Source organism: Streptacidiphilus sp. P02-A3a, from assembly GCF_014084105.1.
Classification (GTDB): Bacteria; Actinomycetota; Actinomycetes; order Streptomycetales; family Streptomycetaceae; genus Streptacidiphilus.
This window is the reverse complement of the sequence record NZ_CP048289.1, coordinates 2,553,213-2,570,661: the sequence shown is the minus strand read 5'-3', so window position 1 is coordinate 2,570,661 and position 17,449 is coordinate 2,553,213. Positions and strand designations below refer to the sequence as shown.

The following is a 17,449-nucleotide window of genomic DNA, read 5'->3' as shown; positions in this document are numbered from 1 at the left end:
GCTACCAGCTGGCGTGCAGCGGCTTGCCCTCGGCGTACCCGGCCGCGCTCTGCACGCCGACCACGGCCTTCTCGTGGAAGTCCGCCAGCGAGTGCGCGCCCGCGTAGGTGCAGGAGCTGCGGACCCCGGCGACGATCGAGTCGATCAGGTCCTCCACGCCCGGGCGGGCCGGGTCGAGGAACATCCGCGAGGTGGAGATGCCCTCCTCGAACAGCGCCTTGCGGGCCCGGTCGTAGGCGGACTCCTCCGAGGTGCGGTTGCGCACCGCGCGGGCGGAGGCCATGCCGAAGCTCTCCTTGTACTGGCGGCCGTCGGCGGCGGTCTGCAGGTCGCCGGGCGACTCGTAGGTCCCGGCGAACCAGGAGCCGATCATCACGTTGGAGGCGCCGGCGGCCAGCGCCATGGCCACGTCGCGGGGGTGGCGCACGCCGCCGTCGGCCCAGACGTGCTTGCCGAGGCGGCGGGCCTCGGCGGCGCACTCCAGCACGGCGGAGAACTGCGGGCGGCCCACGCCGGTCATCATCCGGGTGGTGCACATGGCGCCGGGGCCGACGCCGACCTTGAGGATGTCCGCCCCGGCCTCGACCAGGTCGCGCACGCCCGCCGCGGCGACCACGTTGCCCGCCACGATCGGGACCCGCGGGTCCAGCGTCCGCACCGCCTTGAGCGCGTTGATCATGGATTCCTGGTGCCCGTGCGCGGTGTCCACGACCAGCACGTCCACCCCGGACGACAGCAGCTCCTCGGCCCGGCCCGCGACGTCGCCGTTGATGCCCACGGTGGCGGCGATCCGCAGCCGACCGTTGGCGTCCACGGCGGGGGTGTACAGGGTGGCCCGGAGCGCGTTCCTGCGGGTCAGCAGGCCGACCAGATCGCCGTTGCCGTCCACCACCGGGGCCAGCTTGCGGTGGTTCTCGCTCAGCTGCTCGAAGGCCTCGCGCGGCTCGATGCCCTCCTTCAGCAGCAGCAGGTCCTTGGACATGACCTGGGCCAGGCTGGTGAAGCGGTCCACGCCCTGGCAGTCGGACTCGGCGACGACGCCGACCGGCTTGCCGTCCTCGACCACGACCAGCGCGCCGTGGGCGCGCTTGGGCAGCAGCGACAGCGCGTCGGCGACGGTCGCGCCCGGGTCCAGCGTGATCGCGGTGTCGACCACCAGGTGGCGCTGCTTGACCCAGGTGACGACCTCGGCGACGACGTCCAGCGGGATGTCCTGCGGGATGGCCACCAGACCGCCCCGGCGGGCCACGGTCTCGGCCATCCGGCGGCCCGCGATCGCGGTCATGTTGGCGACGACCAGCGGGATGGTGGTGCCGGTGCCGTCGTGGGAGCTGAGGTCCACGGCCTGGCGGGAGCCCACGGAGGAGCGGCTGGGCACCATGAACACGTCGTCGTAGGTCAGGTCGTACGGCACCGAGGGGCGCTCGTCGTAGCTGCCGGTCTGGGGGTTCAAGAAGCGCATGGGTGCGGGGCTCTCTGGGAGTGGGGGGAGCTCAGGTGCGGTCGGCTCGCGGTCGGGGCGTCGGCGGGCACGATCGAACCACCCGACCCCAACGTTCGATTGTCGTACACCCGGCCGGAAGAGGCCAGCTCAGCGACGATTCCTGCAGGTCCCTACAAACGCCCGGGCCCAGCCGACGGCGGGTCCTGTAGGTTCCTCCAGGATCCGCCGTCGTTCGGCGCGTGACCGCAGGTCAGTGCTGGTGCACCCAGGGGGAGGCGTCGGTCGCCCGGGCCGCCAGCTCGCGCAGTCCGCGCACCGCCTCGGCCGGGTCCTCCGCGCCGTAGACCGCCGAGCCCGCGACGAAGACGTCCGCCCCGGCGTCCGCGCAGCGCTCGATGGTTTCGGCGGAGACGCCGCCGTCGATCTGCAGCCACAGCCCCAGGCCGTGCCGGTCGATCAGCTGCCGGGTGCGGCGGATCTTCGGCAGCACCAGGTCCAGGAACGCCTGCCCGCCGAAGCCCGGCTCGACCGTCATCAGCAGCACCATGTCGAGTTCCGGCAGCAGGTCCTCGTACGGCTCGATCGGGGTGGCGGGCTTCAGCGCCATCGACGCCCGGGCGCCCAGCGACCGCAGCTCGCGGGCCAGCCGCACCGGCGCGGCGGCGGCCTCCACGTGGAAGGTCACCGAACCGGCCCCGGCCTCGGCGTACTGCGGGGCCCAGCGGTCCGGGTCCTCGATCATCAGGTGGCAGTCCAGCGGGATGTCCGTGGCCTTGCGCAGCGCCTCGACGACCGGCAGGCCCAGGGTGAGGTTGGGCACGAAGTGGTTGTCCATGACGTCCACGTGCAGCCAGTCGGCGCCGCGTACGGCCTCGGCCTCCTCGGCGAGGCGGGCGAAGTCCGCGGACAGGATGCTGGGGCTGATCTGAGGGCTCATGCGGCCAGTATCCCGCGTCTTCGCGGCGGGCCCGGTGCGGGCCCCGGCCGGTCAGCCGCGCTTGCGCAGCAGCGCCAGGTACATCGCGTCGGTGGCGTGCAGGTGCGGCCACAGCTGGACGTCCGGCCCCTCACCGAGGTCCGGGACGCCGGGCAGCAGCGGCCGGGCGTCGATCCACTCCAGGTCGTCGCGCTCGCGCAGCACGTCCTGGACCACCACCCGGGTCTCGGCCAGGTGCGGCGAGCAGGTCGCGTAGCCGACCACGCCGCCGGGCCGGGCGGCGTCGGCCGCCGAGCGCAGCAGCCCGCGCTGGAGCGGCCCGAAGCCCGCCACGTCCTCCGGACGGCGGCGCCAGCGCGACTCCGGGCGGCGGCGCAGCGCGCCCAGGCCGGAGCACGGGACGTCGACCAGCACCCGGTCGAAGCTCTCCGGCCGCCAGGCCGGGCGCAGCCCGTCGGCGGTGATCACCGTGTACGGGCCGGGGTTGCCGTCCAGAGCGCGGGCCACCAGCGCCGCCCGGTGCGGCTGCGACTCGGAGGCCACCAGCGCCGCCCCGCGCCGCGCGGCCAGGGCGGCGAGCAGCGCGGCCTTGCCGCCGGGTCCGGCGCAGGCGTCCAGCCAGCGGCGGTCCGGGCCGGTCAGCGGCGCGGCCGCGAGCGCGGCGGCGACCAGCTGGCTGCCCTCGTCCTGGACCCCGGCGCGGTTCTCCCGCACCGCCTCGACCAGCCCCGGCTCGCCGCCCTCGACCAGCCGCACCGCGTACGGGGACCACAGCCCGGGCTCGGTCTCCTCGGCCGGCAGCGACTCCCGCACCTCCTGCGCGGTGGCCCGGCCGGGCCGGGCCACCAGGGTCACCGCCGGACGCTCGTTGTCGGCGGCCAGCAGCTCGGACACGGCGGTCCGGCCGCAGTGCTGCGGCTGCCAGACGCCGAGCGAGTCCCACAGCGCGGAGACCACCCAGCGCGGGTGCGAGTAGCGGACCCCGAGGTGGTCCTCGGCGTCCTCCTCGTAGGGCGGGGCGACCTGCTCCAGCCAGGCGTCCAGGTCCTGGGTGCTGATCTTGCGCATCACCGCGTTGACGAACTTGGCCCGGCCGTCGCCGAGCACCACCCGGGCCAGCTCCACGGTCGCCGAGACGGCGGCGTGCGCCGGGATCCGGGTACCCAGCAGCTGGTGCGCGCCCAGCGACAGCACGTCCAGCACCGGCGGGTCGAGCTTGCTCAGCGGGCGGTCGACGCAGGCCGCGATGATCGCGTCGTAGCTGCCGCGCAGCCGCAGCGTGCCGTACACCAGCTCGGTGGCGAAGGCGGCGTCCCGGCGTTCGAAGCCCTCCTGCCGCTCGGCCTTGCGCAGCAGCGACGGCAGGATCAGGTTGGCGTAGGCGTCGCGCTCGTCGACGGCGCGCAGGGCCTGGAAGGCGACCATCCGGGCCGGGTCCTTCTTCGGCCTGCGGTGCGGGCGCGGGGCGCTCTTGCCGGTCCGACCGGCGGCGGGGGTGGCGGGGGTGGCGGGGGTGCTCATGCTGGGCCTCTGGGGGAAAGGTGCTGGCGTTGGCTAGGCGAGACCGGGGCCGGGGCCCGGGCCGAGGGTCCGATCCTCCCCCCTTCCCCCGTGCCGCGACAAACCGAACCCGCGACCGGCCCGGCCCCGGCCACCGGGGCCGGGGCCGGAGCCGGGGCCGGGGGTTCGGCGGCGGCTAGTCGCCGAGGCGTTCGCCGGGCTCCAGCCGGGAGCCGCGGGCCCAGTCGCCCGCCGCCATCCGCTTCTTGCCCTGCGGCTGGACCTCGCCCAGCTCCACCTCGTGGCTGCCGGTGCCCACCCGCACCGTGTTCTTCGCGACCGCGATCTCGCCGGGGCCCAGCTCGGAGCGCCCCACCGCCAGCCGCACCGGTCCGAGCTTCAGCCGCTCGCCCCGGAACACCGTCCAGGCACCGGGGGCCGGGGTGCAGCCGCGGACCAGCCGGTCCACCCGCAGCGCCGGGGCGGTCCAGTCCACCCGGGCGTCCTCGACGCCGATCTTGGGCGCCAGGCTGATCCCGTCGACCGGCTGCGGACGCGGCTCCAGCTGCCCGCTCTCGATGCCGTCCATGGTCGCCGCCAGCAGCCGCGCGCCGGAGCGCGACAGCCGGTCCAGCAGGTCGCCGCTGGTGTCGTCGAAGCGGACGACCTCGGTGACCGTGCCGTAGACCGGTCCCGAGTCCAGGCCCTCCTCGATCTGGAACGTCGACGCGCCGGTGACCTCGTCGCCCGCGAGCACCGCGTGCTGCACCGGGGCCGCGCCGCGCCACGCCGGGAGCAGCGAGAAGTGCAGGTTCACCCAGCCCAGCCGGGGCACGTCCAGGGCCGACTTCGGCAGCAGCGCGCCGTAGGCGACCACCGGGCAGCAGTCCGGGGCGATCTCGGCGAGCCGGGCCAGGAACTCGGGCTCGCGCGGGCGTCCGGGCTTCAGCACCTCGATCCCGGCCTGCTCGGCGAGGAGCGCCACCGGGCTGGCGACCAGCTTGCGCCCGCGCCCGGCGGGGGCGTCCGGGCGGGTGACCACGGCGGCGACCTCGTGCCGCGACTCGATCAGCGCCTCCAGCGCGGGCAGGGCGACCTCGGGGGTTCCGGCAAACACAAGCTTCATACGGCGGGTGGCCTCTCGCTGGGAACGGATCAGGACGGGCTGGATCAGGACGGGCAGACTAGCGCGCGCCGCCGAAGGTGCTGTGCGGGGAGACCTTGACCTGCGGCGCGGTCTCGCCCGACCACTCGCTCTCGCGGATCGCCCGCAGCGCGGCCTTGCGCTGCTCCCGGTCCAGCCGGTCGATGAAGATCACGCCGTCCAGGTGGTCGGTCTCGTGCTGGATGCAGCGGGCGAGCTTCTGCGTGCCCTCCACCTGGATCGGGTCGCCGTACTCGTTGAAGCCCTTGGCCACGACGCCGTGGGCGCGGACGCAGTCGAAGGTGAGGCCCGGCAGCGACAGGCAGCCCTCGGGGCCGTCCTGCTCCTCCTCGGTGAGGTCGAGCACCGGGTTGATCAGATGCCCGATGACGCCCTCGACGTGGTAGGTGAACACCCGCAGCGAGACCCCGATCTGCGGGGCGGCCAGGCCCGCGCCGGGCGCGTCCTTCATGGTCTCGGTGAGGTCCTTGACCAGGGTCCGCAACTCCTTGTCGAAGACGGTCACCGGCTGCGCGGTCAGCCGCAGCACGGGATCCCCGAAGATACGGATCGGCTGGATCGTCATGTGCGGGCTCCTGTCGGTTCCGGCCCAGGGTCTGGCTCCGGCGTCCGGCCCCCGGTTGTGCACCAGCCGAACAGTCTACCGAGCACGGCCGCCGGTCCCGGCCGCGCGCCGGGGGGCGCCCGGGAGCGGTCCGCCGCCCCCGCGGCGGCGGCGCGGTGAGCTGCGGCGCGACCGTTCGCGCACGCACGCCCCGTGAGCCGATGGTGTGCCCCCGCACGCCCCTGCCGTGACCCGACGGGTACCTGCGCCGTTGGTCAAGGCAGATTGACCGCCGGTTTCGAAAGGCTGAACATCATCATGGCCGAACACGCCACTCACGACGCCCGCGCCAGGGCCAGCCTGCACCTGCTGGTGCGGGACATCGAGCGGGTGCGCCGCCAGGTGGACGCCCTGCGCACGCTCACCGCCCAGCTCGGCAACGTCTACCGGCCGCGCCGTCCGACCACCGCCGCCGGTTTCGTCGTCTACGGCCGCGCGCCCGCCCCCACCGTCCGGCTCGCCCAGGAGCTCCGCGACAGCGTGGAGGGCCTGGTCGCGGCGGCGGTGGAGTTCGACCGCTCGCTGGGCTTCTCCTGGGACTCCGTGGGTTCGGCCCTGGGGGTCACCAAACAGGCCGTGCACCGGCGCTACGGCGTCCGCCGCGGCGGCCCGGAGAGCGAGCAGCTGACCGGGCAGCGCAGCCCGGGCGACGCCCTGGCGGAGGTACTGGCGGGGGCCGCGACGGGGGTCCCGGCGGTCACCGGAGCCACCGCACCGGGCGCGGGCGGGCCGCCGCAGGCCCAGGACGCGCTGTCCGGCGGTCTCTCCCACACCGTGCCCGCCGCCCGGCGCGAACCGGCCGCGCTGCCGGGAGCCGCCGTGCCCGCCCAGGAGCCCCGTTAGCCCTACTCAGCCGGTCCTGCGACGGGGCCGGTCCCAGGACCGGCTCAGCCGATGTCGGGCGGGTCGATCCGGATGCGCACCGGATCGGTCTGCTTGCGTGCCATCCGCGCCGCGTACGCGGACTTGACGGCCGTCGCCAGCGCCGCGCCCTGTCCCGGGGCGACCCGCAGCAGTACCCGCTCCGACGGCTCCGACCGCTCCGGGCCACCCGGGCCACGGGTGGCCGGCAGCTCGACCGGGCCGAGGACGTCCGCGCCCGGCGGCAGCCGGATCAGCGCCAGCAGGTCCGCGACCGCGTCCGGGCTGCCGGTCAGCGACGCCATCCGGGAGACCGGCGGAAAACCCAGCTCGGCCCGCTCACCGAGCTCGGTCGCGGCGAACCCGGCCGGGTCCCAGCGGACCAGGGCCTGTACCGGGCGCAGTGTCGCCTCGGCGACGACCACCACCCTGCCCCCCTGCTCCTGCGGCCGGACCAGCGCCGCCGCGCCCAGCCAGCGCCGCAGCGCCTCCTCCCCGGCCCGCAGGTCGGGCCGGTTCAGCAGCGCCCAGGCGTCCAGCAGCAGCGCCGCCGCGTAGCCGCCCTCGGCCACCGGCTCGGCCCCGGGCGTGGCGACCACCAGCGCCGGGGTCCCCGGCACCGCCGCGAGCACGTCGTCCCGGCCCGAGGTGCGCACCGGCACCGCCGGGAAGGCCCGGCCCAGCTCCTCCGCCGTCCGCCGGGCGCCCACCACCTGCGCCCGCAGCCGGGTGAAGCCGCACTCCCGGCAGCGCCAGTCGCCGTCCGGACGCCCGCACCAGCCGCAGTGCAGCGGCCCATCGGCGTCCCTGGCCTCCAGCGGGCCAGCGCACTGCCCGCAGCGGGCCGCCGTCCGGCAGCGCGCGCAGGCCAGCCGGGGCACGTAGCCGCGCCGGGGCACCTGCACCAGTACCGGCCCCTGGGCCAGCGCCTCGCGGGCGGTGCGCCAGGCCAGCGTCGGCAGCCGGGCGGCGTGCGCCGCGCCGTCGGCGGCGAGCTCCTGGTCGCCGACCGTGCGGATCAGCGGCGCGGTCCGGCGCACCTGCTCCCGGTCGGCCGCCAGCGGGGCGGCCCAACCGGCGCGCAGCAGCTGCGCGGACTCCACGCTCACCGCGAAGCCGCCGATCAGCGCCGCCGCCCCGGCCTCGGCGGCGCGCAGCAGCAGCACGTCCCTGGCGTGCGGGAACGGGACGTGCTGGTCGCTGTAGCCGCTGTCGCCGTCGTCCCAGACGGCGACCAGGCCGAGGTCGGCCAGCGGCGCGAACATCGCCGCGCGGGTGCCCGCCACCGCCCGTACCGAGCCCCGGCTGACCGCCAGCCAGCGCCGGTAGCGCTCCTCCGGGCCGAGCCCGGCGGTGAGCGCGACATGCTGCCCGGAGCCCAGCAGCTCCAGTAGCGCGGCGTCGAGCCTGGCCACCGCCCGGCCGTCGGGCAGCAGCACCAACGCGCCCCGCCCGGACGCCAGCGTCGCGGCGACCGCCCGGGCCAGCTCCACCGGCCAGCCCTCGGCCGCCCCGGGCGGGACGGACTCGGTGCCGGGGCCCGGCAGCGCGGTCCACACCGCGCGCGGCGAGCGGCCCGCGGCCAGCGCCGCCAGGAACTCGGGCCCCTGCGGGTAGCGCGCCCAGCCGCCGGGCGCGGGCGGCGCGGGCGGCGGCAGCGGCGCGGGCGAGGGCTCGGCCTCGGCCCGGTTGTGCTTGGGCGGGATGGCCAGCTGCAGGACGTCCGCCAGCGGCCCGGCGTAGCGGTCGGCCACCGCCCGGCACAGCCGCAGCAGCTCCGGCGTGAGCACCGGCTCCGGCGAGAGCACCTGCGACAGTGGCGACAGCGGTCCGGAGAAGTCGCTGTCGGCGCGGCGCTCCACGATGTAGCCGTCGATCAGGGTGCCGCCCTCGCGCCGCCCCTGGCCCTTGACCACGTGCCCGCCGAAGCGCACCCGGACCCGCACACCGGGCTGCGCGGTCTCGTCCAGCCTCGCCGGAACGGAGTAGTCGAAGTACCGGTCGAGGTGGGACAGCCCCTTGTCCACCACGACCCGGGCGACCGGCAGCCGGACCGCGCTCGGCGCCTGCTTCGGCCTGGACCTGGCCTTCCGCAGCTCGGCGCGGACCAGCTCCAGCTGCACGGCGGGGCCTTCCCCTGGTGGAGCCGGTGGCGGTGCGGGTACGGGGTCGGTGGCGGCCATCGCACCAGTCCTATCAGAGCGGGCCGACAATCCCCCGCCGGCAGGTGCCAAAGGCCCGGGGCGGGGGCAGAATGCGAGCCATGGCGAACATTGACGATTACGGCGGCGGACAGCACTCCCCGGACGTGCTGGTGGTGACCACCAACGACGTTCCCGGGCACCGGGTGGAACAGGTGATCGGGGAGGTGTTCGGGCTGACCGTGCGCTCCCGGCACATCGGCACCCAGATCGGCGCCGGGCTGAAGTCGCTGGCCGGCGGTGAACTGCGGGGACTCACCAAGACCCTGGTGGAGAGCCGCAACCAGGCGATGGACCGGCTGATCGAGCAGGCCAAGGCGCGCGGCGCCAACGCGGTGCTGGCGATGCGCTTCGACGTGACCGAGGCGGGCGGCAACGGCACCGAGATCTGCGCCTACGGTACGGCCGCGGTGATCCGCCCGGTCACCGGCTGACGGCGGGCACGTGGCAGGGGCCCCGCCCGGGGTTGCACGCCCCGGGCGGGGCCCCTGCCGTACTGCGGTGAGCCGCGGTGCTGTCAGGCGGCCTCGACGGCGCGCTTCAGCTCCTCGGCGCGGTCGGTGCGCTCCCAGGTGAAGTCCGGCAGCTCGCGGCCGAAGTGGCCGTAGGCGGCGGTCTGGGCGTAGATCGGGCGCAGCAGGTCCAGGTCGCGGATGATCGCGGCCGGGCGCAGGTCGAAGACCTGGGTGACGGCTGCCTGGATCTTCAGCACCGGGGCGGTCTCGGTGCCGAAGGTCTCGACGAACAGGCCGACCGGCTCGGCCTTGCCGATGGCGTAGGCGACCTGGACCTCGGCCCGGCGGGCCAGCCCGGCGGCGACGATGTTCTTGGCGACCCAGCGCATGGCGTACGCGGCGGAGCGGTCGACCTTGGACGGGTCCTTGCCGGAGAAGGCGCCGCCGCCGTGGCGGGCCATGCCGCCGTAGGTGTCGATGATGATCTTGCGGCCGGTGAGCCCGGCGTCGCCCATCGGGCCGCCGATCTCGAACCGCCCGGTCGGGTTGACCAGCAGCCGGTAGCCGTCGGTCAGCAGCTCGATGCCCTCGTCGGCCAGCGCCTTGAGCTCCGGCTCCACCACGAACTCGCGGATGTCCGGGGTCAGCAGCGAGTCCAGGTCGATGTCCGAGGCGTGCTGCGAGGAGACCACGACGGTGTCCAGGCGGACCGCCTTGTCGCCGTCGTACTCGATGGTGACCTGGGTCTTGCCGTCGGGGCGCAGGTACGGGATGGTGCCGTTCTTGCGGACCTCGGACAGTCGCTTGGCCAGCCGGTGCGCGAGGGTGATCGGCAGCGGCATCAGCTCCGGCGTGTCGTCGCAGGCGTAGCCGAACATCAGGCCCTGGTCGCCCGCGCCCTGCTTGTCGAGCTCGTCCGTGGCATCACCGGCGCCCCCGGCCAGACGGGCCTCGAAGGCGTCGTCGACGCCCTGGGCGATGTCCGGCGACTGGGCGCCGATGGACACCGACACGCCGCAGGAGGCGCCGTCGAAGCCCTTCTTGGACGAGTCGTAGCCGATGTCCAGGATCTTCTCCCGGACCAGTGCGGCGATCGGCGCGTAGGCCTTGGTGGTGACCTCACCGGCGATGTGCACCTGGCCGGTGGTGATCAGCGTTTCGACGGCGACCCGCGAGCTGGGGTCGTCCTTGAGCAGGGCGTCGAGGATGGTGTCGCTGATCTGGTCAGCGATCTTGTCCGGGTGACCTTCGGTCACGGACTCCGACGTGAAGAGGCGGCGAGACACAGCGCTCCCTGGGTTGCAGCGGCTGCTGACTAGACAGCCCGGCCTGACTGCCGGGCTGCCCGGAAAGACTTGGGTAGACGTTTACTGACCGGAGTGTAGCCAACCCGGCAGCACAGGCGTCTACCGGTTTCACGTTTTGGCTCACATTCTGGACCGAAACGTTCAACCAAGACGACCGGCCACCAGATCCCAGACAGCGCCCGCGAGCTGCGCTTTCGGCCCGAACGGCACCGGTACCTCGGTCCCGTCGGCGGCCAGGATCACCGCTTCGTTGTTGGCGCTGCCGAATGCGCGGTCCGGCCCCACTTCGTTCACGACCAGCAGGTCACAGCCCTTTCGGGTGATCTTCTCGCGGCCGTTCCGGAGCGCGTGGTCGGTCTCCGCGGCGAAGCCCACCACCACCTGCCCGGGTGCGCGCCGGTGCGCGGACAGCTCGGCGAGCACGTCCGGATTGCGGACCAGGGCCACCGGCGCCGGGTCCCTGCCGTCCACCTTCTTGATCTTGACCGGCGCGAACTCGGCCGGCCGGAAGTCGGCGACCGCCGCCGCCATCACCACCGCGTCGGCCCCCTCCGCCGCCGCCAGGACCGCCTCCCGCAGCTCCAGCGCGGTGCCGACGCGGACCACGTCCACCCCGGCCGGGTCGGGCAGCTCCGCGTTCGCGGCGACCAGGGTCACCCGGGCCCCGCGCGCGGCGGCGACCGAGGCCAGCGCGAAGCCCTGGCGCCCGGAGGAGATGTTGCCGAGGAAGCGCACCGGGTCCAGCGGCTCGCGGGTGCCACCGGCGGAGACCACCACCCGGCGCCCGGCCAGGTCCGCCGTCCCGGCGTCGGCGCCGCGCGCCAGCACCCGGGAGCACAGCTCGAAGATCGCCCGCGGGTCCGGGAACCGGCCCTTGCCGGTGTCCGCGCCGGTCAGCCGCCCCACCGCGGGCTCGATCACCAGCGCGCCCCGGCGCCGCAACGTGGCCACGTTCTCGCGGGTGGCCGGGTGCTCCCACATCTCGGTGTGCATCGCGGGCGCGAACACCACCGGACAGCGGGCGGTCAGCAGCGTGTTGGTCAGCAGGTCGTCGGCCAGGCCGTGGGCGGCCTTCGCCAGCATGTCGGCCGTCGTCGGGGCGACCACCAGCAGGTCGGCCCGCTGGCCGATCCGCACGTGCGGCACCTCGTGGACGCTCTCCCAGACCTCGGTGGAGACCGGGTGGCCGGACAGGGCCGACCAGGTGGCCGCGCCCACGAAGTTCAGCGCCGAGGCGGTCGGCACCACCCGCACGTCGTGGCCGGACTCGGTGAACAGCCGCAGCAGCTCGCACGCCTTGTAGGCGGCGATACCGCCGGTCACACCAAGCACGACGTTCATGCCGACACCACTCCCCTGGGTCCGTCCCGAGTCCGTACAGCCGAACGCCGCGATCGGCGGACCGCCCGCGGCGGTCCGCTGATCGCGGCGTTCGTCCAACTGCTACCGGGCTGCTACTGCGCGTCGATCGCCTCGGCCGTGAGCATACCGGCGTTGATCTCGCGCAGGGCGATCGACAGCGGCTTCTCGTGCACATGGGTGTCGACCAGCGGGCCGACGTACTCCAGCAGGCCCTCGCCCAGCTGCGAGTAGTAGGCGTTGATCTGACGGGCGCGCTTGGCCGCGTAGATCACCAGGCTGTACTTGGAGTCGGTGGCCTCAAGCAGCTCATCGATCGGCGGGTTGATGATGCCTTCGGGCGCTGTCATCGAAGAGGACACGCGGGAACCTTCCGGAAGAAGAAGTCTGAAACCGTGGGGCCGAAAAAAGATCAGACCACGTTGAGCAAGGCTAGCAGCTCGACCACTACACCCTCGACGGAGGTGTTGACCAGAGTGACGTCGAATTCACTCTCCGCCGCGAGCTCGACCCGGGCCGCGCCCAGGCGCTCGTCGATGACCTCCTGCGGCTCGGTGCCGCGCCCGGTCAGCCGCCGGACCAGCTCGTCCCAGGAGGGCGGGGCGAGGAACACCAGCTGCGCCTCGGCCATCGACTCGCGGACCTGCCGGGCGCCCTGGAGGTCGATCTCCAGCAGCACCGGGACCCCCGCCGCCAGCTTGTCCAGGACCGCCTGCCGCGGCGTGCCGTAGTGGTTCCCGGCGAAGACCGCCCACTCCAACAGGTCGCCGTTGGCGACCATCTTGGCGAACTCGTCCTCGTCTACGAAGTGGTAGTGGACCCCGTTCTGCTCGCCCGGCCGCGGCTTGCGCGTGGTGGCGGAGACGGAGAGCCATACCTCGGGGTGCTGGGCTCGCAAAAAGCTGACGACCGTGCTCTTGCCGACACCCGAGGGGCCGGAGAGCACGGTCAGCCGTGGACGTTCACTCATGTACCGATTATCCAGGAACCACGGGGGTTTCCGAACCACCGGCAGAGATCAGGCGGAAGCTCCGCCGAACTCGCGCTCCAGGGAGGCGATCTGGTTCGTGCCGAGGCCGCGCACGCGACGCGACTCGGAGATCCCCAGGCGCTCCATGATCTGCCGGGCCCGGACCTTGCCGACGCCGGGAAGCGACTCCAGCAAGGCACTGACCTTCATTTTGCCGATGACGTCGTTCTCCTGGCCGGCCTTGATGACCTCGTGCAGGGAGGCGCCGCTGTGCTTGAGCCGGTTCTTGATCTCGGCGCGCTCCCGGCGAGCCTCAGCTGCCTTGGCGAGCGCAGCGGTGCGCTGCTCAGGGGTAAGGGGCGGAAGTGCCACGCCGTTCACCTCAGTGATTTCGAACGAATGGGACAGGACTGTTCTGGACCGCCGAGGAACCTAGCGGCTCTGACCTGCGAGAGCAACACGGAAAACACCCCTCGGTGGACCTAACGCCGGACACTACCCCTCTGGGTCGTCCGCGTCAGGAAAAACAGCAGAAAAGTCCTGGTCAGACTCTGCTGACCAGGACTTTTCCGGACATACCCCCCGCCAGGAACGGGGGTAGCCCGGGCTGTTCGGCGGGAACGACACAGTCAGCGGACCAACCATCGGCCGCCGGGGCCGAGCGCCGACCGTATCCGCTGGTCAGACCATCACCACGTGTTCACAAATCCCACACACTCGCGAGCTGCAAAGTCGAACTTTCAACCGATTGCCGTGCGCACCTCGTCCACGAACCGTGCGGCCGCCTCACGCAGCGCCGGAACCGATGGACCATGCCGCAGAACATCGCGGGAAACGCTCGGCACGACGTTGCCGGAAGCCGCTCCGAACAACCCCGGAATATCGGCCGGGGTGGCCCCCTGGGCGCCGATCCCGGGGGCTAGCAGCGGGCCGTTGACGGCCAGGTCCACCCCCGCGTCCTTGAGCGTCGCGCCGACCACCGCGCCGAAGGAGCCGAGCGGGCTCGCCCCGGCGTTCTCCGCCGCCAACCGGCTCAGCACGGACTGGGCGACGGTCAGGCCGTCCTCCCCCACCGCCCGCTGCACCTCGTGCCCCTCCGGGTTGGAGGTCAGCGCCAGCACGAACACCCCGCCGCCACTGGCCCGGGCGGCGTCCAGGGCCGGGCGCAGCGAGCCGAAGCCCAGGTACGGCGAGAGGGTGACCGCGTCCGAGAACAGCGGGCTGGTCGGCGCCAGGAAGGCGTCCGCGTAGGCGGCCATGGTGGAGCCGATGTCGCCGCGCTTGGCGTCCATCAGCACCAGCGCCCCGGCCGCGCGGGCGTCGGCGACGGCGCGCTCCAGCACCGCGATGCCCTTGCTGCCGAAGCGCTCGAAGAAGGCGGCCTGCGGCTTGAGCACGGCCACCCGGTCGGCCAGCGCCTCCACCACCGTCCGGCTGAACCGCTCCAGACCGGCCACGTCGTCACCGAGCCCCCAGGCCTCCAGCAGCGCCGCGTGCGGGTCGATGCCGACGCAGAGGGGGCCGCGAGCGTCCATCGCCTCGCGCAGGCGGGTGCCGAAGGGCACGGTCATTCGGGGTCTCCTCGGTTCTCGGGTTCCAGCGCCGGGGTTCCAGCGCTGGGGTTCTACCGCTGGGCGGTTCTCGGCCTCAGCGGGGCCGGTGGGCGAAGCCGACGGCGTCGGTGAAGCGGGTGAAGCCGCGTTCGGCCAGGGCCTGGCCCAGCTCGTCCAGCACCCGCAGCGGGGCGGTGGGGTCGTTGAAGACGGCGCTGCCCACCGCGATCCCGGAGGCCCCGGCGAGCACGAACTCCAGCGCGTCCAGGCCGTTCCTGATCCCACCCATGCCCATGATCGGCACCTCCGGGATGACCCCGGAGCGCATCGCCGCGTGCACCTGGTAGACGCAGCGGACGGCCACCGGGCGGATCGCCGGGCCGGACAGCCCGCCGGTCTCCCCGGACAGGGCCGGGCGCATGGTGGCGGTGTCGATGGACATTCCCAGCAGAGTGTTGATCATGGACAGGCCGTCGGCCCCGGCCTTGACGCAGGCCGCCGCGATCTCGGTGATCGAGGTGACGTCGGGCGTCAGCTTGGCGTACACCGGCAGCCCGGCGTCGGCCACCTCGCGCACCGCCGCGATCACATCGTACGAGGTCGCCGGGTTGCAGCCGAAGACCAGGCCCCGGTTGTCGGCGTTGGGGCAGCAGATGTTGGCCTCGATGCCGACCACCCCCGGCTGCCCGTTCAGCCGCTGCGCGGTCTCGGCGAACTCCTCCACCCGCTCCCCGGCGATGGAGACCAGCACCCGGGCGCCGCGCTCGGCCAGCCAGGGCAGCTCCTGCTCGACGAAGTGCTCGATGCCGGAGCCCTGCAGGCCGACGGAGTTCAGCAGGCCGCTCGGGGTCTCCGCCATCCGCGGCGTGGGCCGCCCGGACCGCGGGTAGGGCATGATCGTCCTGGTGGTCACCGAACCCAGCTCCGCCAGCGGCTGGAACCGGGCGATCTCCCGGCCGTACCCGGCGCAGCCGGAGGCCGTGGTGACCGGGTTGGGCAGGGTCCCACCGCCGAAGGGCGCGGTCAGGTCCACCGGCGTGAGTGCGATCCCGGCCACCGTGGGGTCCACCGGACGTGTGCCGTCCATCTAGAGCGCCCCCATCGCTGCCGCGCCGTGCAGATCCGCCGGGACGGTCCCGATGTCGGACCAGCGGACCCGGCCGCCGTCGAAGCAGGGGCCCTCGACACAGGAGCGCACGAAGCGGCTTATCCCGTCCTCGCCCACCACCGGCAGCACGCAGGCCATACAGATGCCCACGCCGCAGGCCATGGCCTCCTCGACCGCGCAGAAGCTGCGCACCCCCTCGGCCTCGGCGATCCCGGTCACCGCCGCGAGCAGCCCGGTCGGTCCGCAGGAGTAGGCGGCCTCCGCCCCGATCGCCTTCAGTGCCTCCGCCAGCGGCAGCGTGACCTGGCCCTTTATCCCGCTGGAGCCGTCGTCGGTGGTGACCAGGACGTCCGGGGTGAGCGCCTGCGCCTGCTCCACGCCGTAGAGCCGGTCGGCGGTGGCCGCGCCGAGGATGAAGCCGACCGAGCCGCCCGCCTCCTTGATCCGGTCGGCGAGCGCGAACAGCGGCGCGCTGCTGTAGCCCTCGGCCACCAGCAGCGCCGTCAGCGGCCCGGCGGGCAGCGGGAAGGCGGTGCCCAGCGGCGCGATCAGGTCCAGCAGGTCCCCCGGGCGGTGCCGCAGCAGTTCCCGGGTGCCGCGCCCGCCGGCGGCGACGATCAGCGACACGGTCTCCGCCGCCGGGTCGGCCCGGTGGATGGTGAAGGCACGGCGCAGCAGCATCGCCGAGTCCGGGCCCCCCACGGCCAGCGCCGCGAAGTGCCCGGGCCGGACCCGCTCGGCCACCCCGGGGGCCCGCAGCACCACCCGGTGGTAGGCCCCCACCGGCGTCAGTTCCAGGAGCTCCGCCCGGATCTGGACGGGATGCGCCATGCGATCACCCTCTCGTGGACGCGCCGACTGCTTCGCCCAGGGTGCCATGACCGCTCGCCCGCAGCCGGGCCGCCAGCCCCTTGTGCAGTCGGCGGCACCAGAACGGTCCCTCGTAGATGAACGCGCTGTAGCCCTGGACCAGGGTCGCCCCGGCCAGGATCCGCTGCCAGACGTCGTCCGCGGTCTCGATGCCGCCGACCGAGACCAGGGTGAGCCGGTCGCCGGTACGGCTGTGGATCCGCCCCAGCACCTCCAGCGCGCGGGCCTTCAGCGGCGCCCCGGAGAGGCCGCCCGCCCCGGCCGCGGCGACCTTCGCCGGGTCGGTGCGCAGGCCGTCGCGGCCGATGGTGGTGTTGGTGGCGATGATGCCGTCCAGGCTCAGCTCCAGCGCCAGGTCGGCGACCTGGTCGATGTCCGCGTCCGCCAGGTCCGGCGCGATCTTCACCAGCAGCGGCACGTGCCGCTGCGGGCTGGCCTGGTCCAGGGTCCGGCGGACGGCGCTGAGCAGCGGCCGGAGCTGGTCCACGGCCTGCAGGTTGCGCAGCCCGGGGGTGTTCGGCGAGCTGACGTTGACCACGAAGTAGTCGGCGTGCCGGGCCAGCCGCTCGGTACTGGCGATGTAGTCGGCGACCGCCTCGGCCTCGGGGACGACCTTGGTCTTGCCGATGTTGACGCCGACCACGGTCCGCCGGTCCCGGCGGGCGGCCAGCCGGGCGGCGACGGCGGCCGAGCCCTCGTTGTTGAAGCCCATCCGGTTGATCAGCGCCCGGTCCTCGATCAGCCGGAACAGCCGGGGGGCCGGGTTGCCGGGCTGCGGCTCGGCGGTGACGGTGCCGATCTCGACGTAGTCGAAGCCGAGCATGGCCAGGCCGTCGATGCCGACGGCGTTCTTGTCGAAGCCGGCCGCGAGCCCGAAGGGTCCGGGCAGGTCCAGGCCCAGGGCCCGGGTCCGCAGCGCCGGGTCCCTCGGGGCCAGCACCGCCGCCACCAGGGTGCGCAGCCCGGGCACGGCGGCGGCCAGCCGGATCCAGAAGAAGGCCAGGTGGTGCGCCTTCTCCGGGTCCATCCGCCGGAAGACGAGGTTGAACAGCATGCGGTACAAGGGTGGTTCGCCTTCCAGCGTGACGGTGGTGTTCCCGCGCGGGCCGGTCCGG

The 17,449-nt window shown here is 73.9% G+C and carries 17 protein-coding genes; 2 read left to right on the top strand and 15 right to left on the bottom strand.

The genetic code is table 11. The features are described 5' to 3' along the window. Position 1 precedes the first annotated feature (1 nt). The 5 genes from GXP74_RS11555 to def all read right to left on the bottom strand — a co-directional run bounded on the left by GXP74_RS11555 (position 2) and on the right by def (position 5,611). Entirely contained in the window at positions 2 to 1,462 is a 1,461-nt protein-coding gene (locus GXP74_RS11555; RefSeq protein ID WP_182451397.1) for a GuaB1 family IMP dehydrogenase-related protein, read from the bottom strand. A gap of 232 nt (positions 1,463 to 1,694) precedes the next feature. Further along, positions 1,695 to 2,381, bottom strand: a complete 687-nt coding sequence (gene rpe / locus GXP74_RS11550) for a ribulose-phosphate 3-epimerase (RefSeq protein WP_182451396.1) — start codon at positions 2,379 to 2,381, stop codon at positions 1,695 to 1,697. Between the two features lie 51 nt (positions 2,382 to 2,432). After that, positions 2,433 to 3,902 carry an RsmB/NOP family class I SAM-dependent RNA methyltransferase gene (locus tag GXP74_RS11545; protein WP_182451395.1) on the bottom strand — a complete coding sequence of 490 codons (1,470 nt, stop codon included), beginning with the start codon at positions 3,900 to 3,902 and terminating at the stop codon, positions 2,433 to 2,435. A 175-nt stretch (positions 3,903 to 4,077) separates the two neighbouring features. Next, a complete protein-coding gene (gene fmt / locus GXP74_RS11540; RefSeq protein WP_182451394.1) occupies positions 4,078 to 5,007 on the bottom strand; it encodes a methionyl-tRNA formyltransferase in 930 nt (309 codons plus the stop codon). Positions 5,008 to 5,065: 58 nt separating this feature from the next. After that, entirely contained in the window at positions 5,066 to 5,611 is a 546-nt protein-coding gene (gene def, locus GXP74_RS11535) for a peptide deformylase (RefSeq protein WP_182451393.1), read from the bottom strand. Between the two features lie 297 nt (positions 5,612 to 5,908). On the opposite strand from def, the gene GXP74_RS11530 reads away from it, so the two are divergent. Then, positions 5,909 to 6,493, top strand: a complete 585-nt coding sequence (locus GXP74_RS11530; RefSeq protein ID WP_182451392.1) for a hypothetical protein — start codon at positions 5,909 to 5,911, stop codon at positions 6,491 to 6,493. 44 nt (positions 6,494 to 6,537) lie between these two features. On the opposite strand, the gene GXP74_RS11525 is transcribed toward GXP74_RS11530, so the two are convergent. Then, positions 6,538 to 8,694, bottom strand: coding sequence for a primosomal protein N' (locus GXP74_RS11525; RefSeq protein WP_182451391.1), 2,157 nt, complete (start codon positions 8,692 to 8,694; stop codon positions 6,538 to 6,540). A gap of 80 nt (positions 8,695 to 8,774) precedes the next feature. Here GXP74_RS11525 and GXP74_RS11520 point away from each other — a divergent pair, with 80 nt between their 5' ends. Then, a complete protein-coding gene (locus tag GXP74_RS11520) occupies positions 8,775 to 9,146 on the top strand; it encodes a YbjQ family protein (RefSeq protein ID WP_182451390.1) in 372 nt (123 codons plus the stop codon). Positions 9,147 to 9,229: 83 nt separating this feature from the next. On the opposite strand, the gene metK is transcribed toward GXP74_RS11520, so the two are convergent. The 9 genes from metK to GXP74_RS11475 form a co-directional block, all read right to left on the bottom strand. Then, on the bottom strand, positions 9,230 to 10,453 hold the full coding sequence (metK, locus tag GXP74_RS11515; RefSeq protein ID WP_182451389.1) for a methionine adenosyltransferase: 1,224 nt from the start codon (positions 10,451 to 10,453) through the stop codon (positions 9,230 to 9,232). A 162-nt stretch (positions 10,454 to 10,615) separates the two neighbouring features. Then, positions 10,616 to 11,815: a bifunctional phosphopantothenoylcysteine decarboxylase/phosphopantothenate--cysteine ligase CoaBC gene (coaBC, locus tag GXP74_RS11510; protein ID WP_182451388.1), complete on the bottom strand. Its 1,200-nt coding sequence runs from the start codon at positions 11,813 to 11,815 to the stop codon at positions 10,616 to 10,618. Between the two features lie 113 nt (positions 11,816 to 11,928). Beyond that, a complete protein-coding gene (rpoZ, locus tag GXP74_RS11505) occupies positions 11,929 to 12,195 on the bottom strand; it encodes a DNA-directed RNA polymerase subunit omega (protein WP_030248832.1) in 267 nt (88 codons plus the stop codon). Positions 12,196 to 12,245: 50 nt separating this feature from the next. Continuing rightward, entirely contained in the window at positions 12,246 to 12,803 is a 558-nt protein-coding gene (gene gmk, locus GXP74_RS11500; protein ID WP_182451387.1) for a guanylate kinase, read from the bottom strand. A gap of 48 nt (positions 12,804 to 12,851) precedes the next feature. Next, on the bottom strand, positions 12,852 to 13,175 hold the full coding sequence (gene mihF, locus GXP74_RS11495) for an integration host factor, actinobacterial type (protein ID WP_182451386.1): 324 nt from the start codon (positions 13,173 to 13,175) through the stop codon (positions 12,852 to 12,854). A 368-nt stretch (positions 13,176 to 13,543) separates the two neighbouring features. After that, on the bottom strand, positions 13,544 to 14,374 hold the full coding sequence (pyrF, locus tag GXP74_RS11490; protein WP_182451385.1) for an orotidine-5'-phosphate decarboxylase: 831 nt from the start codon (positions 14,372 to 14,374) through the stop codon (positions 13,544 to 13,546). 76 nt (positions 14,375 to 14,450) lie between these two features. Beyond that, positions 14,451 to 15,443: a dihydroorotate dehydrogenase gene (locus GXP74_RS11485; RefSeq protein ID WP_182451384.1), complete on the bottom strand. Its 993-nt coding sequence runs from the start codon at positions 15,441 to 15,443 to the stop codon at positions 14,451 to 14,453. Continuing rightward, positions 15,444 to 16,295, bottom strand: coding sequence for a dihydroorotate dehydrogenase electron transfer subunit (locus GXP74_RS11480; RefSeq protein ID WP_182451383.1), 852 nt, complete (start codon positions 16,293 to 16,295; stop codon positions 15,444 to 15,446). It abuts the gene before it with no gap. A gap of 4 nt (positions 16,296 to 16,299) precedes the next feature. Then, complete coding sequence (locus GXP74_RS11475) at positions 16,300 to 17,397, bottom strand: quinone-dependent dihydroorotate dehydrogenase (protein WP_182451382.1); 1,098 nt, start codon at positions 17,395 to 17,397, stop codon at positions 16,300 to 16,302. Between the last annotated feature and the right edge of the window lie 52 nt (positions 17,398 to 17,449).